Annotated in this window: 25 protein-coding genes; 4 read left to right on the top strand and 21 right to left on the bottom strand. The window is 59.2% G+C overall.

Features of this window, described 5'->3' with window-relative positions; genetic code table 11:
• Nucleotides 1-65: 65 nt before the first annotated feature.
• The gene (locus tag L6D89_RS31805) at nucleotides 66-1,148 is read left to right on the top strand and encodes a DinB/UmuC family translesion DNA polymerase (RefSeq protein WP_236202289.1); all 1,083 of its coding nucleotides are present in this window, start codon (nucleotides 66-68) and stop codon (nucleotides 1,146-1,148) included.
• 220 nt (nucleotides 1,149-1,368) lie between these two features.
• A complete protein-coding gene (locus L6D89_RS31800) occupies nucleotides 1,369-2,130 on the top strand; it encodes a DUF4160 domain-containing protein (RefSeq protein WP_141766056.1) in 762 nt (253 codons plus the stop codon).
• 33 nt (nucleotides 2,131-2,163) lie between these two features.
• Here L6D89_RS31800 and L6D89_RS31795 read toward each other — a convergent pair whose 3' ends face one another.
• The 15 genes from L6D89_RS31795 to pilM form a co-directional block, all read right to left on the bottom strand.
• On the bottom strand, nucleotides 2,164-4,413 hold the full coding sequence (locus L6D89_RS31795; RefSeq protein ID WP_141678394.1) for a DEAD/DEAH box helicase: 2,250 nt from the start codon (nucleotides 4,411-4,413) through the stop codon (nucleotides 2,164-2,166).
• A 104-nt stretch (nucleotides 4,414-4,517) separates the two neighbouring features.
• Nucleotides 4,518-5,960 carry a DUF6094 domain-containing protein gene (locus tag L6D89_RS31790; RefSeq protein ID WP_043273949.1) on the bottom strand — a complete coding sequence of 481 codons (1,443 nt, stop codon included), beginning with the start codon at nucleotides 5,958-5,960 and terminating at the stop codon, nucleotides 4,518-4,520.
• Nucleotides 5,961-5,988: 28 nt separating this feature from the next.
• On the bottom strand, nucleotides 5,989-6,594 hold the full coding sequence (locus tag L6D89_RS31785; RefSeq protein ID WP_070878118.1) for a hypothetical protein: 606 nt from the start codon (nucleotides 6,592-6,594) through the stop codon (nucleotides 5,989-5,991).
• An 81-nt stretch (nucleotides 6,595-6,675) separates the two neighbouring features.
• A complete protein-coding gene (locus tag L6D89_RS31780; protein ID WP_043273951.1) occupies nucleotides 6,676-6,930 on the bottom strand; it encodes a hypothetical protein in 255 nt (84 codons plus the stop codon).
• Nucleotides 6,931-6,995: 65 nt separating this feature from the next.
• Nucleotides 6,996-7,358, bottom strand: coding sequence for a hypothetical protein (locus L6D89_RS31775; RefSeq protein WP_043273952.1), 363 nt, complete (start codon nucleotides 7,356-7,358; stop codon nucleotides 6,996-6,998).
• A 66-nt stretch (nucleotides 7,359-7,424) separates the two neighbouring features.
• Nucleotides 7,425-7,721: a hypothetical protein gene (locus tag L6D89_RS31770; protein WP_043273953.1), complete on the bottom strand. Its 297-nt coding sequence runs from the start codon at nucleotides 7,719-7,721 to the stop codon at nucleotides 7,425-7,427.
• Nucleotides 7,718-8,335 (bottom strand): DUF3275 family protein, encoded by a 618-nt coding sequence (locus L6D89_RS31765; RefSeq protein ID WP_043273954.1) that lies wholly within the window; start codon nucleotides 8,333-8,335, stop codon nucleotides 7,718-7,720. Before L6D89_RS31765 ends, L6D89_RS31770 begins: the two co-directional genes overlap by 4 nt.
• A 59-nt stretch (nucleotides 8,336-8,394) precedes the next feature.
• Nucleotides 8,395-8,739, bottom strand: a complete 345-nt coding sequence (locus tag L6D89_RS31760; protein ID WP_043273955.1) for a hypothetical protein — start codon at nucleotides 8,737-8,739, stop codon at nucleotides 8,395-8,397.
• 239 nt (nucleotides 8,740-8,978) lie between these two features.
• On the bottom strand, nucleotides 8,979-9,689 hold the full coding sequence (locus L6D89_RS31755; RefSeq protein WP_043273957.1) for a DUF5983 family protein: 711 nt from the start codon (nucleotides 9,687-9,689) through the stop codon (nucleotides 8,979-8,981).
• Nucleotides 9,690-9,762: 73 nt separating this feature from the next.
• Nucleotides 9,763-10,056, bottom strand: a complete 294-nt coding sequence (locus L6D89_RS31750) for a hypothetical protein (protein WP_051879432.1) — start codon at nucleotides 10,054-10,056, stop codon at nucleotides 9,763-9,765.
• Between the two features lie 286 nt (nucleotides 10,057-10,342).
• Nucleotides 10,343-10,504 (bottom strand): hypothetical protein, encoded by a 162-nt coding sequence (locus tag L6D89_RS31745; protein WP_168187664.1) that lies wholly within the window; start codon nucleotides 10,502-10,504, stop codon nucleotides 10,343-10,345.
• Nucleotides 10,505-10,635: 131 nt separating this feature from the next.
• Complete coding sequence (locus tag L6D89_RS31740; protein WP_043273959.1) at nucleotides 10,636-11,127, bottom strand: STY4534 family ICE replication protein; 492 nt, start codon at nucleotides 11,125-11,127, stop codon at nucleotides 10,636-10,638.
• Nucleotides 11,128-11,586: 459 nt separating this feature from the next.
• Entirely contained in the window at nucleotides 11,587-11,766 is a 180-nt protein-coding gene (locus tag L6D89_RS31735; protein WP_081884772.1) for a hypothetical protein, read from the bottom strand.
• A 72-nt stretch (nucleotides 11,767-11,838) separates the two neighbouring features.
• Nucleotides 11,839-12,216 carry a hypothetical protein gene (locus L6D89_RS31730; protein ID WP_065085034.1) on the bottom strand — a complete coding sequence of 126 codons (378 nt, stop codon included), beginning with the start codon at nucleotides 12,214-12,216 and terminating at the stop codon, nucleotides 11,839-11,841.
• A 922-nt stretch (nucleotides 12,217-13,138) separates the two neighbouring features.
• Nucleotides 13,139-13,579 carry a type IV pilus biogenesis protein PilM gene (gene pilM / locus L6D89_RS31725; protein WP_081884773.1) on the bottom strand — a complete coding sequence of 147 codons (441 nt, stop codon included), beginning with the start codon at nucleotides 13,577-13,579 and terminating at the stop codon, nucleotides 13,139-13,141.
• Between the two features lie 143 nt (nucleotides 13,580-13,722).
• Here pilM and L6D89_RS31720 point away from each other — a divergent pair, with 143 nt between their 5' ends.
• Both L6D89_RS31720 and L6D89_RS31715 read left to right on the top strand, forming a co-directional pair.
• Nucleotides 13,723-13,983 (top strand): helix-turn-helix domain-containing protein, encoded by a 261-nt coding sequence (locus tag L6D89_RS31720; RefSeq protein ID WP_051879434.1) that lies wholly within the window; start codon nucleotides 13,723-13,725, stop codon nucleotides 13,981-13,983.
• Nucleotides 13,976-15,136 (top strand): site-specific integrase, encoded by a 1,161-nt coding sequence (locus tag L6D89_RS31715; protein WP_043273962.1) that lies wholly within the window; start codon nucleotides 13,976-13,978, stop codon nucleotides 15,134-15,136. The genes L6D89_RS31720 and L6D89_RS31715 overlap by 8 nt, the downstream gene beginning before the upstream one ends.
• 1,138 nt (nucleotides 15,137-16,274) lie before the next feature.
• Here L6D89_RS31715 and pilV read toward each other — a convergent pair.
• From pilV to pilP, 6 genes are read right to left on the bottom strand one after another with little or no spacing between them, the layout of a single operon-like run.
• Nucleotides 16,275-17,618, bottom strand: coding sequence for a shufflon system plasmid conjugative transfer pilus tip adhesin PilV (gene pilV, locus L6D89_RS31710; RefSeq protein WP_169890148.1), 1,344 nt, complete (start codon nucleotides 17,616-17,618; stop codon nucleotides 16,275-16,277).
• Nucleotides 17,608-18,549, bottom strand: coding sequence for an ATPase, T2SS/T4P/T4SS family (locus L6D89_RS31705; RefSeq protein WP_043273964.1), 942 nt, complete (start codon nucleotides 18,547-18,549; stop codon nucleotides 17,608-17,610). The genes pilV and L6D89_RS31705 overlap by 11 nt, the downstream gene beginning before the upstream one ends.
• A gap of 10 nt (nucleotides 18,550-18,559) precedes the next feature.
• Complete coding sequence (locus tag L6D89_RS31700; protein WP_043273966.1) at nucleotides 18,560-19,075, bottom strand: type 4 pilus major pilin; 516 nt, start codon at nucleotides 19,073-19,075, stop codon at nucleotides 18,560-18,562.
• A gap of 23 nt (nucleotides 19,076-19,098) precedes the next feature.
• Nucleotides 19,099-20,265: a type II secretion system F family protein gene (locus tag L6D89_RS31695; protein WP_043273968.1), complete on the bottom strand. Its 1,167-nt coding sequence runs from the start codon at nucleotides 20,263-20,265 to the stop codon at nucleotides 19,099-19,101.
• Nucleotides 20,258-21,817 (bottom strand): GspE/PulE family protein, encoded by a 1,560-nt coding sequence (locus L6D89_RS31690; protein WP_043273970.1) that lies wholly within the window; start codon nucleotides 21,815-21,817, stop codon nucleotides 20,258-20,260. The genes L6D89_RS31695 and L6D89_RS31690 overlap by 8 nt, the downstream gene beginning before the upstream one ends.
• An 11-nt stretch (nucleotides 21,818-21,828) precedes the next feature.
• Nucleotides 21,829-22,404, bottom strand: a complete 576-nt coding sequence (pilP, locus tag L6D89_RS31685; RefSeq protein ID WP_043273971.1) for a type IV pilus biogenesis protein PilP — start codon at nucleotides 22,402-22,404, stop codon at nucleotides 21,829-21,831.
• Nucleotides 22,405-22,560 lie beyond the last annotated feature (156 nt).

Below are 22,560 nucleotides of genomic sequence, written 5' to 3'. Positions count from 1 at the left end.
GGATGACCGGATGATCCGGTGAGCGACGGCGATCTCCTCAGAAGCTACAGCCATACCGGTTGGGTATGAGAAGCTCCAAGGGCGAGCATGGCCCGGTTCTTATTGACTTTCTATTACACATAAACGGCAACCTGTCGGCGCGTGTGATGGCCGTCCTTAGAGAGTTCGCGCCGCGCCAGGAGATCTACTCGGTCGACGAGTGTTTCCTTGACCTGACCGGCGTGCCCGGCTCCCTGGCTGCCCAAGGCCGTAGGATCCGGGCCGAAGTTCAGCGTCTTGTAGGTATCCCAGTGGGGGTAGGAATTGCGCCGACGAAGACGTTAGCGAAGCTGGCCAACTGGGCGGCGAAAAAACACACGCGCGGTGGCGTTGCAGTGATGACACGCCAGGAACAGATCGGCGTACTGCTGCAGCACGCCCCTATCAACGAGATTTGGGGGGTTGGTCGGCGGTTGTTCGAGCAGTTGGGCGGCATGGGCATCGTCACCGCCTCGCAGCTCGCCGAGCAGGACCCCAAAATGCTGCGTCGCCAGTTCAGCGTCTCGTTGGAAAAGACGTTGCGGGAGCTGCGGGGGGAGGTCTGTTACGCCCTCGAGGATGGGCCGGCACCGAAGAAGATGATTGCTTGCAGCCGCAGCTTCAGCGATCGGGTGACAGAGCTGTCAGCGCTGCGCGAGGCTGTAGCCAGCTATGCTGCCCGGGCCGCGGAAAAGCTGCGTGCCCAGGGCGACTATGCCTGTGCGCTGCAGGTCTTCATCCAGACAGGGCAATTCAACGAGCGGGAGCGACGCTATGCCAATGCGGCCACCGTTCCTCTGCTGACACCAAGCGCCGATACCCGCGACCTTATTGCGGCGGCTCTGGCGGGACTTGACCGCATATTTCGACCGAGCTTCCGCTATCTGAAGGCTGGGGTGGTGCTGATGGACCTGGTCGCACCGGGGCTTGCTCAGGTCGACATGTTCGCGCCGGCGCCGCGACCTGGTGGCGAACGCCTCATGGCGGTGATGGATCGAATCAATGCGGAGTTCGGGCGTGGCACTCTTCGTCCTGGGCGCGTGCCTCCAATTCCCGGTTGGGGAATGAGGCAGGAACTAAAGTCGCCGGGATATATGTCACAATGGAGCGAGATACCTTCGGCGAGTTGACACGGCAAGTGCAGTGCAATAGCTGACAGTTAAAATTTCTATAAATAGATTTTACATGGGGGTTAGATTGCGACTTTATCATTTCACGGCCACATCGCTGGCCGCCTCGATTTTGTCTGATGCGATTCGTCTAGGGCACCTGGTAACGCATACTGATGAGATCGCACACGGTGTTGTCTGGTTGACCTCTTATCCATACCCGGATAAGACCGGTGTACCTATGAAAGAGACCAGGCTTAGTAGCAAGCAACTCGCTCATGCGAGTCGTGTGGAAAATCGGAGTCTAGGAAATAACCTCTCTCACGACAAGTCCCGCATACGATTAGGGCTAGATTCAAACAGTTTAAAGTCATTCGAGATCGTAGATAATAAACCGACCGGACTTATCTCCTTTGAGAAATGGTGCAAGCTGGTGGGTGCGCCAAAGAATTGGGCCAAGTACATAGGGATGTCGGCCTGCTTCGATCTTGAGAATATGACTGACGAAGAGAAGGTTCGTCAGATGAAGAAAAAGGGGAATACACAAGAGAGCACTTGGTATCTGCATTTTGGACCCATTGCGGCGAAGCTTCTAGATGCTGTCGATTGCAAGGTGGGGAAGGACTATGTGCCATTCGATTTTGAGAAACATGGCCGAAATGATCTTTCGTATGTCGGAATAGAGTGCGTTAGCCCTACGTCGCTCGCTGAGCTGAGGAAGATTGTTGAACCATGGAGCTCGCTCGAGATGGTTTATGCAGCTGTATTCTGTGAAGGGCCCTCTGCAAGGCCTGAGGTGACGGTTCGAGGTGGTGGAGTTACCTGTCACATAGATATTGAGACCGGCGAAGTCAGGCAGTACATAAATTCGCGCGACGATTACCCGCTAAGTGAAGTTAGAGGTTGGATTGAACGTCACAAGGCAGAGCTTAGTCAGTGCTGGGATAGCGCTCTAACAGCCTACTACCGTTATTACCCTGAAGAAGCACCTCAAGACGCTTGATAGAAAAAGGCCACCTAAAAGGTGGCCTTAAATTTATGCAGCAATCAGTTGTCTCGCGAGTGCCATTTCGACGGAATCTCCGTCTTGGTTCAACGAGTCGAGGCCCGATTCAGGAACGTCTCCCGACGTGCTCTGTGCGACGGCGATCTTCTTGGCCATCAACTGTAGGCAGGTGATCTGTGAGCTGCCGGCGTAGCCGAAGAAGATGACGCGCACCGGGTGTTTCTGCCCGATTCTCCACGACCGCCGCGCCGCCTGCTGCAGCGTGTACACGTTGTACCCCGTCTGCAGAAACGCAATAGTCGGGAAGTCCAGGAGATCCAGTCCCGTCTTGACCAGCTCTGGATTGGTGATCAGCACGTCGATGCCGCGGTCGACCTGGTCGAGGATCCAATCCTCGCGTCGTGCGGTATCTACCGTGGCCCTCAGCACAGCTACCTTCAGCCCCGCCTGCTTGAGAACCTTCTTCAGCCTGGACGTAGTGTCGCGCGTCCCACTGTAGACGGTGTATGCGAGGACCTTGCGGCCGTTCGCTTTTTCCTCGAGGCAGAGGTCCAAGAGCGCCTGCTCCTTGGGCATCAGTTGCTCGTCACCGAAGATCGCAGGAACGAAAGCTAGCGTTTCCCGGGTTCGAGGATGTTTGACCATCTCCGATCGGAAGCAGCAGTCCGGCCAGGCCAGCAGCACATTGAGCACCACACCCAGTAGGGTGGTGTCTCGCCGTGCCAAGGCCTGGCGGAGTTCAGTGGTCAACGTGGCAGCCAAGCGCTGGTAGGCCGAGGCCTGCTCCGGCGCCATGGGCACGTCGACGAACTCCTCCTGGTAGTCGGGCAGCACGTTGCCACCGATGTCCTTGAGCTTCAGGAACACGGTGAACGGCAGCACGAACCGGTGAATGCCTTTAGGGCCGAAGCCAGGGGCTTTCACCGTTCGTACCGAGAGCTTCTTGCCCTTGGCGGTCTTGTGCGAGTCCCCGTCGCGCTCGGTGTAGATGTCCTTCAGCACTCCGTGATCGCGCATGAACGACATAGCTGCAGGAGCCATGCTGCCGCGCGCGTTGGGTCGGTAGCCGTCCTCGATCATGCGCCGGGTGAGGATGCGGAACAATAGGTAGAACAGGTCGTCGGCATAACCGCCCATGAGTGTTCCGGTCAGCAACACGGATTTCCGTGCTTTGGCTGCCAGAACGCCCATGGCCTGGCCCTGGGCCGAACCACTGTTCTTGTACTCATGTCCCTCGTCCACCACCAGCAGGTCGAAGTATCCATCGGGTAGGTAGCGCTTGATGAATTCGGTCGGTTGGTAACCCCCCTCGCCGAACCCGAACTCGATGTTGGCCATCGACCGTTCCATGCGTTTGGCCTGGCGGTCGCTGAAGACGAAGTTGCCCTTGGCGTCCATCAGGTTGATGAACTCCGAGACGTTGTCCACCAGCATGGAGGCCAGGAAGTCCTCGCCGAAGTCGTTGAGCAAGCGCTCGGCCCTGACCGGTCCTATGGTGGGGATGCGGCACATTGACTTGAGAATCGTTGCACGCCGGTCACCACCATCGACCTTGCCAGGCCGCATGAGTGTCCAGAGGGCACCCTTGCAGGCAAGACAGGTGCGTCGGCGATCACTGCGTTCGAACTCCTCGACGGTGACCAGGTTGCCCTCCAGGTCCTCGAGGACCTGGCCGCAATCTGGACACGAAGCGAGCAGCAAGCCGCCGGCTGAGCGTTTCTTCCAACAGGCAAGCCGCCAGTGGAATCCCATCCGCATCCGGACGCGGCCGAGGATGAAGAACTCCTGGCGACCATCGTAGGCCTCGCCCATCTGGTCTCGTAACTTGAGCAACTTAACCAGAGTGTCCGGACCGTTGAGCACCCAGACGCGGGCGTTAGGGATAGTTTCCAGGATCTCCCGGCGCCACTTGTAGACCAGGTGAGGTGGAGAGATGACCATTGTTCGACGGTAACCTGCCGCGTGCATTACAGCTGATACAGCGATGGCCATCATCGTCTTCCCGGTACCCATCTCTGCGTTGATGACGCCAGCCTGCTCGTTGCGGTCTAGAAGCAGCGCCGCTATGGCTTGAACCACCTCAGCCTGGGCCGCGAAGGGCTTGCGCTTGAGGTTATCCATCACCAACTGGCGTTGCATGTTGTTGGCGCCGGCGTAGACCGGAGGGTTGGAGCGGTTGAGTGACGCCAGGAGCTCATCGCCGAACTCGTCGATGAAGTCAGTCAGGTTGATATTCAGTGGGGAAGCGGCCGAAGCGGCCGGTTGGGTCAGCGTGTTCATGTGCATCTCCTGCAGGTGATGAAATGCAGGGCATGCGTGTCCCCCTTCGGGTATCGGCATACCCTGCAGGGTGGTGTGGAGTTGGGGGCCGCGTAGGTGGTGGGTTAGTAATCGCTGGGGAGCAGCAAGGTGGTGGAGCTGCGGTCGGCCTCGGTGATGATCCAGATCCTGGACTCATCGCCGGCGTCGACATCGTAGCTGGAGAACAACCTGTCACCGTGCTTCAAGGCTTGCTGGTTGGTGTTCCAGTCCTCGTCGCAGAGATTCCCCCAGTCGCCTACCAGGTGGCGTTTGAGGTAGGTGGTGGGGTTGAGTTGGCCGATCTCCACCAAGTGGCTGATGGCAGCGGTCATCACAATCTGCCCCGGGAAGAACAGCGGTCCAGGTTCAGGCTCAGGCCGGGGAGTGTCGGCCACCTCTGTGGTCGCGGCGGATGAGCTGATGGTCAGCACGCAGCCATGATTCGCGGAGGAGGGCGTCATTTCCCAAGCCCTGATGATCGGTATGAAGCGGTCGGTGAGGATCCGCACCTCGGTGACGTTGCCGTCTTCGTCTTCGGTGAATTCGGTCTTGCGGACCTTGTCCTTATAGGTGTCACCCTTGACGACTAGGGTCCGGCCCGACCTCGAGCGCACAACGCCGGAGATCGCCCCGGCAGCTAGGGCTAGAGCCAAGTGCCAGCGGGAGAGCTCCCTGACAGGCGGGCGAGGCTGCAGGCCTGTCTGGCCGAAGTGGAGGCTGAAGTCAGGCCACAGGCCCCTTAAGCGTTGAATCTCGCCGGCGAACTGCTCTGGCTCCAGTGTTACTCGGTAGAAGTGCTCCAGCTCGTTTGTTGCCGGTAGGACCGCATAGGGCTCCCATGGCCAGCTGGCTGGAATCTCCTCAGCCTGGTCCAGGCCGGCGCCGATCGCCTGCAGGTGAGATCTAACCTGGCTGACGTCAGCCCTGGCCAGGTCCTGCCGACGTACCCGGATGCCGAAGATCACCACCTGCTTGAAGGTGGGATCCGCGGCGCCGTAAACGCGCAGGGCGGTGAAGTGGTTGCTCAGCCATCCAGTCAGCTCGTCGTCCAGCACATAGTGAGGAACGATGAGCACCATCACGCCGCCGTACTGCAGTAGCGGGAGACAGCGCTGGTAAAAGGCCTTCTCCAGCCGCCGGCGGCCGCTTCCTTGGTACTGGGATGCACCTGAGTGGTCCGCCACCAGGTCACCATAGGGTGGGTTGAGCCAGAGCAAACCGAACGACTGCCGGCTGATCAGGGTGTCGAAGAGGTCGCTGTGCAACACCCGGTCGAGAATGCCACGGGCATGGTCGGCGCGTTCGCGGTCATATTCGACGGCGAACGCTTGGACCTGGTCGCGGCCCAGAACATGGGCTGCCTCAGCCAGGGCAACGCCCTCTCCAGCGCACGGATCGCAGATCCTCATCCTGCCCGAAGGGGCGGGAATGAGCGCCTGCAGGGCGCGTTCGAGTGTGACTTCGTCAGTGGGGTAATAGCCATTGCGGGCGAAGTTGCGCGCCAGGCGCGGAAACATGAGTGCCATGGGGCTTCCTTGAGTCGATAGTTGGAGCTCAGGCCTGGGCCTGAGCATCGGTGGTGAGTTCGCCGCGGCGGATCAGCTCTCCGAGGGAGGGCTCGAGCACGTCGAGCTGGAGAGTGAGGCGCCAAGCGCAGACGTTGCCGATCGCCCCGGGCAGGGCGGTCAACATCTGGTGCTGGATGAGGACTCCCATCACCGGCTCGCGCCAGTGTGGGAGGAGGGGCAGCGGACAGGTTTCCATTACCAGCGGCCAGAGCCGGTGGTGTGGATCCTCCTCGCGCTCCAGGAGCGCGAAGGCGAAGTGATTGGCCTGGTCGGGCGTCGAGGCGCGACGATCAAACAGCCAGAGATGCAAGAGGCTGCCGAACAGAGTGCCGCGGAACTGCCTTGTGGTGCGTTTTTCGAGCAGCTCCTGGTTGGGGAAGACAGGTAGGCGCCGACCGTCCACGATGACGTGGAACTGGTCGATCCCGTTCTCCTCCCGACCAAGCGTCAGCCTGGCCAGAAACTCCTGCAGTACGGTGTCGCGTCCCCAGGCGGAAAGGAACACCAGGTTGCGCTGCTCATCGCACACGCAGGCGTCGACGAACAGGTCAGGGAGCTCCTCGATCTGGAAGAGCTTGGTTGGACTGGGCATAGCGATCCTCCGAAGGAGGGCTGCCCGCCCCAGAGGGGCGGTGAAGCCCCTTGGGGTAGGTCCAGGTGGTGTTGGTTAGCGTCAGCGGACGCTCTTGGTAGCGGGGCAGAAGACCAGGCCGTTGGCCTCATGGAGAGGGCCTTGGCCTGCGAGGAAAATCATCTGCAGATACTGCGAGCGAAGTGCGACTGCAGCTTCAGCCTGCTCCAGGGAGAGGCCGAGTTCTTCGATGAAGAAGTCGACCATCTCCTCGTCGCAGGACACTTCGTTGTTGGACAGCTGGTCCTCGACGTTGCTGAGGATTTCCGGGGTCAGGCTGGCGAAAATGGCATTCATGGTGAGCTCCTGTTGTGGTTGCAAGGAGCTCCCTGAGGGAGCCCCTCAGGGTGGTCGGTTGGTGTTCAGGCTTGGTGATGCTGCCGAAGCTGCTCTCGCCAGACCAGGTTCACTCCGAAGGTGGCCATGTCGAGAAAGTCGAGGGGGCAGCCGTAGTAGTAGGGTCCCATCGACTCGCTGATGGACTGGCTTCCCCAATAGCCGTTGCTGACATCGAGGAGGTCGAGGTTGATGAAGGTGAAGCTGTCGCCTTCCAGGTTGCCATTGATTAGGCCCGCGACGTGAAGAGTTAGCTTCACTACGGTCCAGAGCTCATTGCCGACAACGGAGTGAGCAAGGATCTCCCTGTCACGCGAGAAGGTGGACGATGCTGCAAGCAGCTCGCGTAGAAGCTGCTCCTTGGATCGATGTGAAAATAGCCAGCCCATGGGTGCTCTCCTCTGTTAGGCCGAGACTCCCTTGCCGGGAGTACCCGGCTGGGTGGTGGCGTCAGATCAGAGGCTGACGCGGTTGAAGCGGATGCATCGATCCAGCCGCTGGGTGAGCCGCAGGGTATATTCCTGTGCCTGCGCACCGGAGACACTCCAGGGAGTATCTCCGCCCGGGTCTGCTGGCTGCTCGCCCTGCGCTGCGCGGATACGCAGCTGGGCGATGGCCAGGTCGACCATCGACCGATCGTAAAGCGCGATCACGAAGAGATCCGCGAGGTCTTCCGCACCCACTTCGCGTAACGAGCTGGATGCCTGCAGCAGCAGGTTGGAAAACTCAGTTAAGGCGTAAAGCTGGTTCATGGCGTTCTCCTGTTCCAGACCTGGAGTTTGAAGTCCAGGGAGTACCCGAGCTCGCCCAAACGTGCGCACTGCGCGCGCAAGCGTTGTCGGTCAACGGTGGGGTCTAGTTTCACGGTATCGGCCAGGGGCCAGACCGTGCCGAAGAGTTCTTCGTCTGGTGATTCATCACTGTTCGGTGCGGCCGGTGCAGCGGGCTTCATGCCGAACGGTTCATCGGAGTCGGCTGGTGCCGCAATCAATGTGGACGTGCGGGCAACTGGCTGCTGAGCCTTCGACGGCTTCACCGCCGGCGGCGAGCTCTCCTCCTCAAGGGGATCGAGCACGGTCGTCGACAGCTGCTCTTCGTCTTCGGCGCTGAGATTGGTTACATCGTCCAGGCTCATGCCGCCGAGCTCGGCCCTGATCTCGACAACCAGTCGTCCACCGTGGGTGTAGTAGGACGGGCGGATTTGCGTGATTGCAAAATCGCCCTGGTACTTACCCTCCGTGTACTGGTCCAGGCCGGGGTCCTTGATGACGAATTCGCCAATGGAGGTCACCAGCCGCCCCACGTTGAATGGGCCGTTGCGACCTGTGATGGTGCGGATGGCCAACTGGCCAGCGATGCTGATCATGTTGTCTGCCTATGGAAAAGGAAGTCCCGCCGGCGGCGGGACTGTAGGTGGTTGTGAAGCTAGTCCTGGTCGACCTCGGGGGAGGTTTCGTCCAGGAGCTCGACGTGGAGGTAGGGAGGTTCAGACTGGGGCCGGACGACAGTGAGCGAGAGTGAGATCCACACTCGTTCACGACCGACAGGCTGTTTGTGTACGACGGCGAAGACGAACTTTTCCGCATCCGGTGCGAGCTTCAGCTCGTACCATGCCGCTTGCACCACACTGGCCAGGCGCAGGCTCATCTCCCCAACCCGGTTCGGGTTTTCAAGATAAACCGCGCTGAGCCAGGCGCTGTTGCTCAGCACGACCGGGTACTTCAGGTACGCAGCAGTTTCCTGCGTCTTGGGGTTTGCCGGGACAGGCATTCGAGGTCTCCTACAGGTGCGGGGAGGCCTCATCCGCGGGGAAGGGTCCCCGCGTGGGTGGTGGAAGATGCACTCCATCAACAAGTGATGCGACCGCGCTACCGAGTGCTTGGCGGTCTTGGGGGGGGTTAGCGCTTGCGCGCCGGAGCCTTAAACCCTGGCTCCCTTGGAGGCACTGTCAACGACAGCGAGCCAATCCGGAATTAGGGGCCTGAGGGGAATCCCGCAGGCCAGAATGCTCAATGATCGAAAATTTTTAGGCCCTTGAGCGCGGGCGCGAATGGATCGAGTACCAGGTAGCGAACGTCAGCTTGAGCTGCAAGATGAAGTAGGTCGACCAGTTCGACCGGATAGCCAGCGGCGATCTGTTCCTCTCGCAAGGCTGAGGCGGTCAAATCCATCACCTCCAGGCTCTCGTCGGTCCAGGGCGTATGCACCAGGCGGAAGCCAACAGTGCCCAGTTCGTCTATCCAGAAGACTCCAATAAGGACTCCAGCGAGTCGGATCGGCATCTTCGTGCCGAAACTCTCCAGGAGGGCATGCAGAGCCTTCAACGGAAGGTGGGCTTTGCTAATCTCCCAGGAGCGACTCCATGGCTCATAGCGGCGCGTTAGACGGTCAACAAGGTCATGAGCGCCATCAAGGGTGTAGGTGTCCCCTATGAAGCGGCCGGTATCTGCATCCAGAACGGCGTAGGTGACGTCGATTACCGTGCCTTCACTTCCGCAGCGCTCGGCGAGCTCCGGATCTATGTTCCCAGCCCCTACGATGAGGCAGAGGTCGTCGCTGAATATGCAGGGTTTGCACTGAACCTCTCGGTCCTTCAAATGTGCTTGGCTGCTATGGATCGCTCGATTGCACGGCACTTCGCTGTTCGAGTATTTGACTTGAAGCAGACGCTCGACGCGGTACCGGCACAGGTTGTCGAGGAAAGGGTTCGGTGTGCTCATGGCGGGTCCTAGGTGAGAAGGAGCAGCCCCCATCAAGGGAGCTCCCTTGATGGGTTTGTAAGGTGTGGCGCAGTTAGCCGGTCGCGCGGGCGTGCAGTTTCACTTCAACGCTTCTTGCCGTCTGATAGCACTTCACCAGGGCATATTGCTGAAGAATTGGGGAGTCCGATGAGTCGCAGCCATGCTCGAAATCAGCTTGAGCAAGGGCCTCGATCGCCGGTTGAATGTCATAAAGCAAGATGCTGAGTCCGGCGTCGCCAAACTCATCAACGACACCTCCGTCTAGCCAGTAGTGGAAATCGGAACGAGCTGCATGCTCTGCAATAGCAAGCAACGCCGGCAGACGCTCAGGGTAGGTTCTGTTCATTGGTGAAGCTCCATGGGGAGGTTCACCAGCCCGGGCGGGTGATGAACCCGTCAGGGGAAAAGTGCGAGGCACATCGAGCTAGGTATGTGCTCTCTGCGTCCAGGTGCCGTACAGGTGCCGATGTAGTAGCCGGCACCGCTTTCGAGGACCTGAAGCGGCAGTTGTTCGTCACAGAATTCGAGAGCCAATTTTCCGAAGGACATGATGTTCTCCTGGTGATCCGGAGCCGCATGCCCAAGGCATTGGCCCTGGGGAAGGGGGAGGGCACCTTGCGGTGCCCGTGGTATTAAGCGGTCAGAACGGCTGCATCAGTGCTCGGGCTGGAGAAGATCAACCAGGCCATGTCGCAGAAGTGGCTGCTGTTGAGCAGTTCATCCTCGATGTCGGTCAGGCTTACTTCTTCAACTTCGGGCAGAGCGGGCATTTCAACGGCTTGGGCGTAATTCATGATGATCTCCAAATTAATTTGGAGAACACCATGCCCCTGGGGGGAAATGGTGCCCCCCGGATGGGTTCGCGATGACAATCAGCGCAGTGCGTAGGTTGTAAAAGGCGCCCTTGGGGGCGCCTTGGATTCGATCAAGCGGCGAACTGATCGCCTTGCTGCTGTTGCTCAGCTGCAGGAGCATCGGAAGCAGGACCAGCCTGTTGGGGGGCCTGATCCACGCTGTCCTTGGGCTTAGCTTCGTAGACGGTTTCGCCATCCACCTTGATCCAGTTGAGGAAGAGCAGCCGGCCTTTGAGGCTTGCGCCGGCCTGACCTTTCTTCTCGCCTTTTTCGTAGGTGAACGCTTCCGTCCGAATGTCGCCAATGCGGAAAGCCACGAGGACCTTCTTGCCGGCGTCTACGGCCTGCTGGCAGCGGCGAACGAGCTTTTCAGCTTCGGCGCCGACGACGTTGCAGTCGATGTAGGAGTATTCGACGTCGTCCGAGGAGCCACGAAGGGCTGCGACGGTAACGGCGAGAAGGGGGGTGCCCTTACGGATGGGCACTTCGCGGATGCGGTTGAGGTAACCGATACCGGAGGTATGCAGATCGAAGAACTTGGTGTCTTGGGTTTGGTTGCTCATGGGGTTTCTCCAGTTTCAAAAGTGAAAGCGGAGAAACACTTCGCCCATGGGGGGAAAGTATTCCCCGCGAGGGTTAGAGCTTAGTGGGTATGCTTGGAGCTGGGTGAGGGAGCTTCCACCTGGTTGGACCAGGTTGATCGCGCTTCCGGAAGCTAGGCGATCTTGGGGGGATCAACACCTGTGGTGTCGCAGTCTTGCAGATCATGACTGCTGGGGCGGGGTTGCTGACAACATCAGCAGCTCACGGTGCCAAGAATGGAAATGCCAGTTGCACTTGTCAAGCCCCCAGAATGAAAAAGCCCCTCGGAAGGAGGGGCGCGGTGTCAATGTGGGCGGTGGCGATGATTAAGCTTTGTCAGCTTACGTTTGAGATTGGGCCAGTCAGCCCAAGCTGCCATCGACAAGCACACTACGAGTAGGGCGGTCAGCATGATCACGCCGAAAGTCGTTTGGCTCATCTCAAGATTCCTCCTGAGTCAGGTAGATACCTGTTGACCAGATTACCACACCAACAGACAGCGCAAGGGCAGTCAGGATGCGGTGCTCTCCGAGAAAGATGCCAATCAAACCTGCGGCTACGGCTGTAGTACCAATCTTTCGCAGGTCTTCTGCGATTGCAGACAGTTTTGCAGGGCTCATGGTTTTCCTTTGAATCAGCTGGAAAACCGCCCGGCAGGGAGGTTTCCCAGCCGGGTGAGTGGCGGATATCGATTAGCAGGTCAAGGAATCAACCGGCGCAATCAGGTCGTTGAGGGGGCCCATTTTCAGGACTGGGATGGAAGAACTGCTGGGCAAGGCCTTAACAACGGCTTTGCGTTTGCGGGTGCGCTTGGGTTTTTCCGGGGCACACTCACGGGTGTTTTGCTCGTACCAGTCGGCGAGGTTCACCTTTCTCAGGCGAGCGATCGCAGGGACTTGGCACATGTACTCGAGCACGTCACCCGAGGGGTGCGGTGCTGCAGGCTCATGATGCCGTAGGTGCGGGCGAGGGATGGCTTTGGGCCGGGGTTGTTGTACCGCACGCAGGAATTCCCGAGTGACGGTTCCGAGAGCTTCACCGAAGCGGTAGCTGAGGGACGGCGTGGACATGGTGTTTCTCCTGCAGGTTGAAAATGCGGAGAAACACTGGCCCCGTCGGGGAAGTGAATTCCCCGCTGGGTTGGCGGAAGGTGCTTCTATCGACCGAAATCGATCGACCGCGCTACCAGAAGCTAAGCGGTCTTGGGATGGACCAACACCAAGAGGTGTCGCAACTCTTCGGGTCCAAGTTGCATGGGCATGTCGCTGACGACGTCAGCAGATCACGCAAATATCATTGGGGGAATGTCGAGAGGGTGTCAAGCGGAGGGAGGAACTGGAGCGGGCAAGGAGGGGGGACAGCAGAGGGCGATGGGGAACAGCGAGCCGAGGGCAACCATGTCTAGTAGCCGCCCCCGGCTGAGTTCGAAGGAACGAAGTCAGGAAGAAGATGCCACCGTGACAGACGTCGATCCCTGGGCATTGAACGACGATTCTCATCACCTGGCCGGTTTTAGTGGCTATGGCCAGCAAACAATTGGCACGCATCCGCGCACAAAAGGAACCCTGCTTTTCGCCGGCGGGCCACCGGCCACGAAAACGAAACCCTTTGGGTAGCCTCATGCCCCTGAAGTTCAAGGCCATCAGGTTACCCAAGGGGAGGGGAAAAAGGATGGGCCACAACACCGGTGTGGCCCTCAGATTACGATGCGCCGAACCTCTTGAAACCCTATATGCCTTTGAACTCGGTCATCACGAGTTAGACGGCTGCGCGACTAGAGAGAGCAGGGAGACACAGGGAGAGTTCCAACCAGATCCGCACGCCCTTCCCGGAGCTAAGCGTGCTTTTGGTTTGGTATCGAGGCGAACCTCCGACACCTGGGCGCTACATGATGACCGTCAGTAGCCAGCGGGGTGAAACCTGTTTGATGTCATTATGTTGGTACGTCGGCGCTGATGCAAGGCGCGGCGCGACTCTCAAGCCAGCCGGGCGTCAGTTGACGGCCACAACAGCACCATCGGGCACGGCGGCCGGAATGCTGATTCCGGTATTGCCTGCGGTAGGTGAAAACAGTGTACCGGAGCGCTTCACGCCTACAGTCGTAGCCTGGGTTCTGTCGACCAGAGCGGCAGGCAGGCCAGCAGGCGTGTTGCCTGTGTAGTAGGTGTACGCTGATCCACCTGAGAGATACGACGTTACTCCTGCGGGCTTCGAGTACCAGCTGGGGAGGCTGAGCGCTGTGTCTGCAGGAACTCCCGCAAACGCAGGATTGTTGCGTGCATATTCAGCAGCCGCTGATCGATAGACCAACATGCTTCGGCTCAGCGTATCGACCGTCGCTGCATCAGCGGTGACTTCGTCCTGGTGCTGAACCTGGCTCATGATCCCGCCGGCAACGATCAAGATGGTAAGAGCTATCCAGTAGAAGTACATGCGGTGCCTTTGGGTCGAGTATATCGAGGGTCGCTCGATCGTAACGGCCGGAAATCGGGGAGGCAATCGGTCTGTAGACTATAGTCCGCAGACGATGAAGGAGGGCGATTCCAGAATTCGACCTTTGCGCTTAGGTCGAGTTCTTGGCACGCCAACCTGTTCCAACTGGGGATCACAATAAAGCCTTCGGTGCTGCTTTGGCAGAGCTGCGTAAGGCGCGTGGTCTATCCCAAGAGGTTCTGGGGTTCGAGGCTGGTCTCGACCGGACATACATCAGTCTGCTCGAGCGCGGCCAGAAGTCTCCCACGCTAGATACCGTTTTCACCCTCTGTGGTGCATTGGACATTCCGTTTAGCCAGCTGGCCATCATGACGCAGGCCAAGCTGGAAGAGGTCCATGAGTAACGATCTAACCCTCCGCGAAGGGCTTGAGCTCTACCGCTCGAAAGTCTCAATCCTGAAGAAGGGCTACGCCCAGGAAAGCTACCGACTTGCGAGCCTGCTGCGCTCAGAACTAGCTGGGCGGCAAATGCGCGAAATTCAAAGCCCCGACATCGCCAAGTACCGTGATGATCGTTTGGCACAGGTCAGCCAGAGGACAGGGAAAACGATTTCCCCGGCGACGGTGCGACTGGAAATGTCTTTGCTCTCGCATGTCTTCGATGTGGCGAGAATCGAGTGGGGCGCCTGCGATACCAACCCCGTCACCAACGTACGTAAGCCGAAAGCGCCACCTGGTCGTGATCGCCGGCTTCTGCCGCGCGAGGAGCGGCGGATTCTGCGGTACTGCCACGCCCACCCTACCGAGGAGTTGTTCTCCCTGGTCGTCTTGGCTTTGGAAACCGCAATGCGGCAAGGCGAGCTACTCAAGCTAGAATGGGAGCACATCAACCTGCAGCGTCGCGTCGCTCACCTGCCAGAAACCAAGAATGGCTCGAAGCGTGACGTGCCGTTGAGCCTAAAGGCGAGGGATGCACTGACCAGGTTGGGAGTCAAAACCAAAGGTCGAGTGTTCTGCTACACCTCGAATGGCCTGAAGTCCGCCTGGCGAATCATGTTGCAGAGATTGGCCATCCTGGACCTTCACTTCCATGACCTTCGGCATGAAGCGACAACTCGACTGTTCGAGCTCAACACGATGGACGTCATGGAGATCGCGTCCATCACCGGTCACAAATCGCTCGCAATGCTGAAGCGCTACACCCATTTGCAGGCTGCCAGGCTTGTGAAAAAGTTGGAAGGCAACCGCGGTAGGGGACAACAAGTCGTGCTGGACCACCTGATCCCATACCCCGCCATCGCCGACACCTCGACTGATGGCATAACCATTCGCGTGCTGGACTTTGATGGGCTGAGCGTCACGGCACCAAGTGAAGCTGAGGCACTTCAGCGAGCTCAGGACGAGCTCCTACGCAAGCTGATGGTGTCGATACGAGATAAGGTCACGGTTCCACCGCCTGACCAATACTTGGACACTGTCGACGAGAGCAGAATCTTCATGCTGGATCCACTGGCCAGTCGAGCAATCTCGCTCGCCCAGCCTCACACTTTTTTATAGGTGAGGCGTGAGCCTAATCAAAGGTCGAGGGGCCGTCGTGTAAGGCATGGAGGATAGTTTGTTGGCAAAAAACTGACGACTTTGCGACAGCCTTGCCAATCCGGTGTGTGGGCACAAGGGGATAAGAACTTTGCGCGCGTTGTTCCTGGAAACAGCTACATGGACCTAAGCCAGGTTATTTCATGCCAAGAAGCCGGGACAGGTAACTGGTGGTCTATCCGGGGGACGCAGGTAACCACTGTCTGGACTGGAAGTGTTTGGCAACAGCGTTACGATGGGTCGTTCCATCACAACTGCGCGAACATCTTAGTTTTCAATTGACAAGCCTCCTTGCCAATCCGGTGTGTGGCGTTCTAATGGAGGAGACGTGCCGAGTGGAACCATCTGCGGCTACGCCACAAACGGCGGCAGTCTCGGTTCTTGGTGCCAAGGGTATAACCCGTATATCGGCTGTCCTCCAGGGTTTACCCAGAGCATCTGGAAGGCAGCTATCGGCACCGATCAACGAATCGCATTCTGCGCGCGCAACTGACAGCCTTGCCAATCCGCAGTATGGCAATCAGCAGGCACGCAGGGCTGTTACTTCATGACGGTGAATGGCAGTGGGGTGCTGTTTCGTGGCACTGGAATGCTCGACGGTGGCCGTTTCTCCGGGACTATGTTGACGACTACCTCACCCAATCCTTCTTATTTCGGATATGGCTTTGACTGTGGGAGCGACACCTCATGTGTGGCAGCTAGAGGTTCGTTCGCCACTTCAATTGGTGGAAGTGGAAGTTTCCATTCTGTTCTGTACGTTGCGGCGCTGCCATTGACTAGTGCATCACCATGTTATTAGACGCCACCTTGCCAATCCGGTGTGTGGCGAGCTGAGTCTGCAGGAGTCGTTACCTCTTACACTGACTCCTGCACCATCTGTGATAGGACTACAAATATTGGTGCTCATAAGTTTTGCACGCTAGGTCAAGTAGGCGGCCCTGGCGGGACGGATAACGACTGCAATATTTATTCATTCGGGGGGAGCTGGTTTATGCACTTGAGAGATGGGAATCAATCTTCGCAAACTCAAGTGTGCGGAGCGGTCTGCCTGGACTAAAGGCATAGATTCTATATATAGAAAAAGGGGGCGAAGCCCCTTCTAGTTTGAGCAAATAGCGTAGCCAGTAACGCTGAAGTTATACCAGCCACTCCCATAGTCCTCGCTTGCCAAACAGTACCAGCCATTACTGCCGCTCGGTTGCGAGGAATTTATTTCCCAGTTGATATTTGGAGCTGTACAGCCCCCGGAGATTAACTTTGATGGTGCAGGGCATGTCGCGGCGCAGTCCGATTGAAAGCGTCCCACAGGTCCTGTACAACTCACGCTAAAGGTATTGATGCTTCCCCCTGCTGCCCACACACCGGATTGGCAAGATAGTGTGACCCCTGAGCCGTCGGCGCTTTTGGCGAGTAGTTTGCTATCCCCACAGGCGGTGCCAGCAGTCGCGACACCACCAATCGAGATGTACTCATTGGTGGAAATGCGGCCTGTGGCTGTCATGTTGCCGAAGGCGACTACCTGACCGCCGACCAATGTGCCGCCGGTGGCCAGGCCCTTGTTGTTGTAGATCCGCACCCAGTCCGCGTCGGACTGGTAGATGCCGCCTCCCCACTTTTCGCTGTACCAGCCTGTATCGCCTCGGGTTCTGAACCACCCCCCCGTGTACGTCTCTCCGGTCACGTTGGCGGTGGCGGCAGTTACCGTGCCTGTAGCAGTGACGTTTCGCGCGCTGACGTCGGCGCCAGTAGTGACGTTCCCCGTCGCGGTTATCGCTGCGGCGTTGTTGATGTTGTGCCCCCCGACGTTGAAGTCGGTGTTCATCGTGTTGAATTCCGGGTGGCCTGGCACAGCATTCCGATACAGGTAGTCGTTGGCCAGCTCGCCATCCATGAGGAACAGTGCGCTGGCGGTATGGCCTGCTCCCGGGTTGATCGAGTAGTTGCTCAGGGCCACTTGCCATCCGCCGCGGATACCCTGGATGACGTTGGGGCTGAGCGTCGAGATGAACCCGCCAGGTCCCCCAAGGTTCTCCGCGATGGTGCGGATCCCGGTCTCAGGGATCGTCTGGCCGCCAGTGGTCACGACGATTGCTTCCAGCTGGTTCGCATTCGGCTTTCTGGCCAGGCCGATGATCGTCTGGCCGAAGGCGTTGGTGTCGGTGAACCCGGCCGGCAGGTAGTTGGTGTTCTGCAGCATGGTCACGGTGACCTGGACAGGCGCGGTTGCAGTCGCGTTCGCGAGCACGACGGCGAAGTTGTCCTTCAGATACTTCGAGAATGCTTCCGCGAACGTCTGCTGCTTGTCGGCAGCGATGCGGTAGCTCTGCTGGTTGGACATGTTGACCATCCAGAGCATTGCCACAGTGACGAGTACGGCGAGGACGATGAGCCCCATCGCCGCGTCGACGCTGAGTAGGCCTGCCTGCCGGCGCTTATTGATCATTCCAGAGACTCCTCGAGGATTGCTGGGCAATGTCTTGCTCCAGCAGTTGGATGTCCCCCTGCCGGATTTTTTCGCGAATGGAAGGTGCATCTGCGCCAGTCAGTGATAGGCACTGGAGCTTCAGGCGTCTGGCACCCTTCGAATCGGTCTGGAGGGTTTGGTGGATGACGGCGACCAGGCCCTGGGAGAGGACCTGGAGCGCGTTCGAGAGCAAGGGCTGTGCAAGAACCGCGAGCCTTTCGATGCCCAGGGCCGCGTTGCCCGAGTGCCCGGTGCAGATGATGAAGTGCCCGTTGATCGAAGCCTGGATCACCAGCATCGCTGTTTTGGAGTCACGGACCTCGCCCACTAGGATGATCTCCGCCCGCGTGCGCAGCGCTCGGATGAGCGCTTCCTCATAGCCGCCTTGCTTGCGTGAGACTGGCACCTGCACGCAACGCCCAGGGCCGTGGACGCCATGCAGTAGGGGTTCGGGAGGGTCCTCGACGGTGAGGGCTACGCCGCCGTGAACCTCAAGCCGGGCCTTCACCAAGGATGCAGCGCTGGAGGTTTTGCCGGAACCCATCTCGCCGCAGAAAAAGACCAGGCCGCGAGTGAACTCGTCCAATAGGCTCTCGTGCAGCTGATCAGGAAGTCCCAGGTCGTCGAGCGGGAGAATCTTGACGGCCGACTTGTTCAGCACGAACAACGGTTTGGCGTTCACGTCCTGCAGCTGGGTGACGCGAAGGACCACGTCGTCTACCAGCAGGGAGAACTCAGGCTCCTGAGTGGCATTGTGGTGCTCCTGGCAGCGCTCCCGCAGCTGCTGGATCTCGACCTCCCATTCGGCTGGTGCCTGAACGCGACGGGGCTGCCCAGGCAGCCCCTTCACGTCCGAGAAGCCGTCGCCGAGGTACAGGTCGACGAACTGTGCTTCGGAGATGAATCCCACACGCTCCCCCTTAGTAGGTCGTCCAGGCGATGGTGTTGGAGTCGGAGGAGCAGCTGGTGGTAGCCGCGGCGCCCAGGATCTCACCGGCCGTAGAAGTCCCGCCGTTGATCGCCGTGCTGGTCTGCTTGTCCTTGGCGATTTTCGTCACCAGGGTGATGCAGGCGCTCTTCGGCACGTTCGTCTCGGTGAGCGTGAAGGTCATGCCATTGCTCACGTTGGTGACGGATCCGTTCCACTGGTTGGTCAGCGTCGAGCCCGAGACCCCCATCGAGCCAGTACCGTCGATGGCGATCAGGGAGGGCACGAGGTTGGTGCCGGAGGTGCCGTAGCCAGTCGAACCCTTAAGCTTCTTGGTATTGCCGATGATGGTGGTGATGTTGCTTTGCTCGATCGCGACGTCGGAGCCGGAGAGCATCTTGAAGCCCAGGTAGGCGATGAAGCCCAGGGCGATCGCGATCAGCATCAGCCACATGACGCCGTCGATGGAGAGGAAGCCGCGCTGCTTGTTGTGGCGAGAGATTGCCATTGGTTGTACCTCGTTATGGTTGATCAGTGTTGGATTGAATCCATGAGCCCCAAGGCCAACTGGAAGATGCCCACCACGACCAGGATCATGAGCAAGCCCATGAGGATGGCCGAGACGGTTACCAGGGCGCCGGAGATCGCCTCTACGCGCTTGAGCATCTGTTCCAACCAGCGGTTGGCGAACCGTTCCATCGACTTGGCAAAGCCCTTGCGGGTGGCAAGTACCTGGAGGAAGTGGATGGCCATTGCATCGGGGAACTGGTGGCCGGCAAGACGCAGCGCAGTGCCGAAGTCTTTGCCGGAGCTGACGCCGTAGTGGATCGCGTCGATGCGCTCGCGAAGCCAGGGGGCTGCGCTGCGCTTCAGGATGGTCAGTGCGTTGAGCTGGCTGATGCCGGCGCGGAGCATCACCGACATGTTGAGAAGGAAGATCGAGCCCTGCAGGACCTTGTAGATTGACCAGGGCGGTATCGACTCCAGTCGAATTCGAGCCTTCTGCAGGAACGCGCTGAACTTCACTTTCATGACTGGGCTGTTACTGCTGATCTGCAGCCCGCAGAAGTAGGGCAAGGTCGTGATCGACAGCACGACAAGCGTCAGGGTTACGATGACGATCGCCAAACCGTAGTGGGTGACCAGGTTGGACAGGGCATAGAGGACTGCCGGCACGCCGGTCCAGTTTTCAGGATCCTGACGCTGCGACATGGAAGGAACCATCCAGCCGGCGATCACATACATGAGCGCGCCCATCAAGCTCCAGGTGAGGGACGGAAGTGCAACGACCGACTTCACCAGGCTGGCGATGCGCTGCCTGGCTTCGATGATCCGCACGCAGTCGCGGAAGGCCTGGATGAGGTTGCCGGTTTCCTCCCCCGATTCGATCAGCGAGGACTCGTCGAATGGGATGTAGCTGCGACAGGCCTCCGCCACAGGCTTGCCGCCACGCACCAGCATTGCGACCTGGCCGCACACAATCGAGACGGGATGGAGCTCCTTCCCGTCGTTGCTGAAGGCTTTCTCGACGGTCTCCAGTGCTTCTTCAATCGGGATGCCGTCCTCGAGGACGCCCATCAGGCTCTCGTAGAACTGGATCCGCTCGTTCTTGCCGAACTGCTTGATGTAGAAGGTTTCCACCCAGCCATGCGCGGCCTCGCGTAAGCCTGCCCACAGATCAAGGAGCAGATCACGCATGCGTCAGCTCCACCAACTGGCGGTCGAAATCCAAGGGGCCGACGATGGTTTCGGCGTGCCGAGGATCAATGAGGCCACTTGCGATCTTCTGGGTGGCATGGGTGATTTTGGTGATACCGCCCATTTCCTTCACCCAATGACGGCGCGCCGCGCTGGCTCCCTTCTCGACGAAGGTCTTCATGAACAGCAAGTCGGACAACAGCACTTCGGCTACGACGGTTCGATCAACCACACCCAGGTGCTTGCAATGGGAACAGCCTTCGCCGTGCAGGTTGACCTGGTCGACGATGCCCAGCTGCTCCAGGCGCAGCCTCAGGTTATGATCGATCGTGTCAAGGTTATCGCGCAGAGGGATTCTGCAGGAGGGGCACAGAACCGGCAGGAGTGACTGGTTGATGATCCCCGTGGTGAGCGCCGGATCGGTGACCAGGTAGCTGGGAACGCCCATATCCATCAGTCGCTGGATCGATGCAACTGCGTTGTTAGTGTGCAGCGTCGACCACACCAGGTGGCCGGTCATACCACCGCTGTATGCGGCCTGCGCCGACTCCAGGTCACGCAGCTCACCAAACATCAGAATGTCCGGGTCCAGGCGGACGGTGTTCTTGATGCCGTCCTTCCAAGTCTCCCCGGCGCCCAGGGGGGATTGGTTCGCCTTCAGTGGATATTCGGGCGGATCCTCCAGAGTGAGGATGTGGCGCGTACCTTCGGTCTCATCATGGAGCAGGTTCAGGTTGACCTGCAGACTCTTCGACTTACCGGAACCGGTGGGACCGGTGATCAGGTTGATGCCATAGGGCAGGCTGCGAAGACGGGCGAACTGCTCAATCTGCGACGGCAAGAAGCCCAGCTCCTTGAGCGACTTCTTGGACTCGTCGTCGTAGAGCAAACGCATGATCATCAGCGGCCCCTCGACCAAGGGGCGAGTGGCGATCCGGGCGCCAAACAGGCCCAGCTGTTTCACGAACTCGCGGCTGACGCGCCCATCCTGCGGGATCTGCGGCTGGTAGTGGTCCTTGGAGACGTCGCACATGCTGTTGTAGAGCGCGGAGCACAGCTCACGCCCTACCTGGCTCTTCTCCTGCGCGGCCTCCCAGAGGAGCCCATGGATCCGGTATTTGATCTTGGTGATGTCATGGCCAACTACAACATGGATGTCGCTCGCAGCGCGGCGGTGGGCGTCCCCCAGCATCGCGAGTGCCTGCGCCTGGCGGTCAGTTTCCACCTGAGCGTTGAAGCCACCTTGAATGGAGGTCTGGTACAGCGCCTTGATGTCAGACAGTGTCGACTGGACGACTTCAAAGTCGTGATCCTGGCGCTCGAGCTGGTCCATGAAGGCCATGACGTAGTGATCGGTTCGATGCTGCTGGGAGACATGCAGCTTGCCATCGGCGGTCAGGGCCAGTACCTGGCGGAGCTCCTCCTTGACCTCGAAAACACCACCGGGGGCAGTCAATACGCTCACGGGTAAAGCTGTAGGAGGCGACGTTGGCGTGTCCACCTCGACCTGCTCGCCTTCCTGGCCGATGGGGGCAGAAGAAAGATCGGTCATCGCGGTGCTCCTTAGCGTTGAACCGGAAGAAGACCAGGCAGGGCCAGCACTGACGGTGGTGCCGCGGAGGTCTGCTGCAGCGATTGCAAAGCAGGCGTAGGTGCCCTGTCGGAGAAGCCGAGCGGGTAGCGTTTGCCTGCGCGCTCCAGGAACACGCTATCGAGTGTGATCTGACTGACGCGATATCCTCCGGGCAGCTCCTTGCCCACGCTGGCATCCAGCTCGTAGCCGCTGCTGAAAAGCAGGGTGGCCTGCAGGCGACGGCTGGAGCCGGTGATTGCGCGCACCACCGGGAGGTCCGGTTCACCGCTGGCACGGCTCGGCGCCGGCGCTGCAGACTGAGTTGGCTGCTGAATGAAAGCGCCGGGGAATCCGTTCGGTGCTTGCTGGGGACTGCTGGACGTATCCTCGCCATTGCTCTCGCGCTCAGCCTTCAACCGCTCCGCCTTGGCTTTAAAGAGGATGGTTTCGCTCTGCACCTTCCCGAGCTCACCCACGCTGATGCCGGAGAGAGATGCGTCCTCCGCCCAGGCATGGCTCAGGACAAAGCAGGCGGTTGCTGCCAGCCAGAATTGCTTATTTCGCATACAGGTCTCCTGATACCGACCACATCAGGTGGCCGGCCTGGTACTCGGACTTGATCTCGCGCAGCCGCAGCCCTTGAAGCGGGGCGCCGTTGAGTGAGTCGTAGGGAAGGACGCCGCTGACGTAGTTCAGGTCGAACTGCTTCCATTGGGGAGGCG

Source organism: Pseudomonas pseudonitroreducens (genome assembly GCF_021603645.1).
GTDB classification, from domain to species: domain Bacteria; phylum Pseudomonadota; class Gammaproteobacteria; order Pseudomonadales; family Pseudomonadaceae; genus Pseudomonas; species Pseudomonas pseudonitroreducens.
Note: the sequence above shows the minus strand (reverse complement) of the source record. Positions and strands in the feature narration are given on the sequence as shown.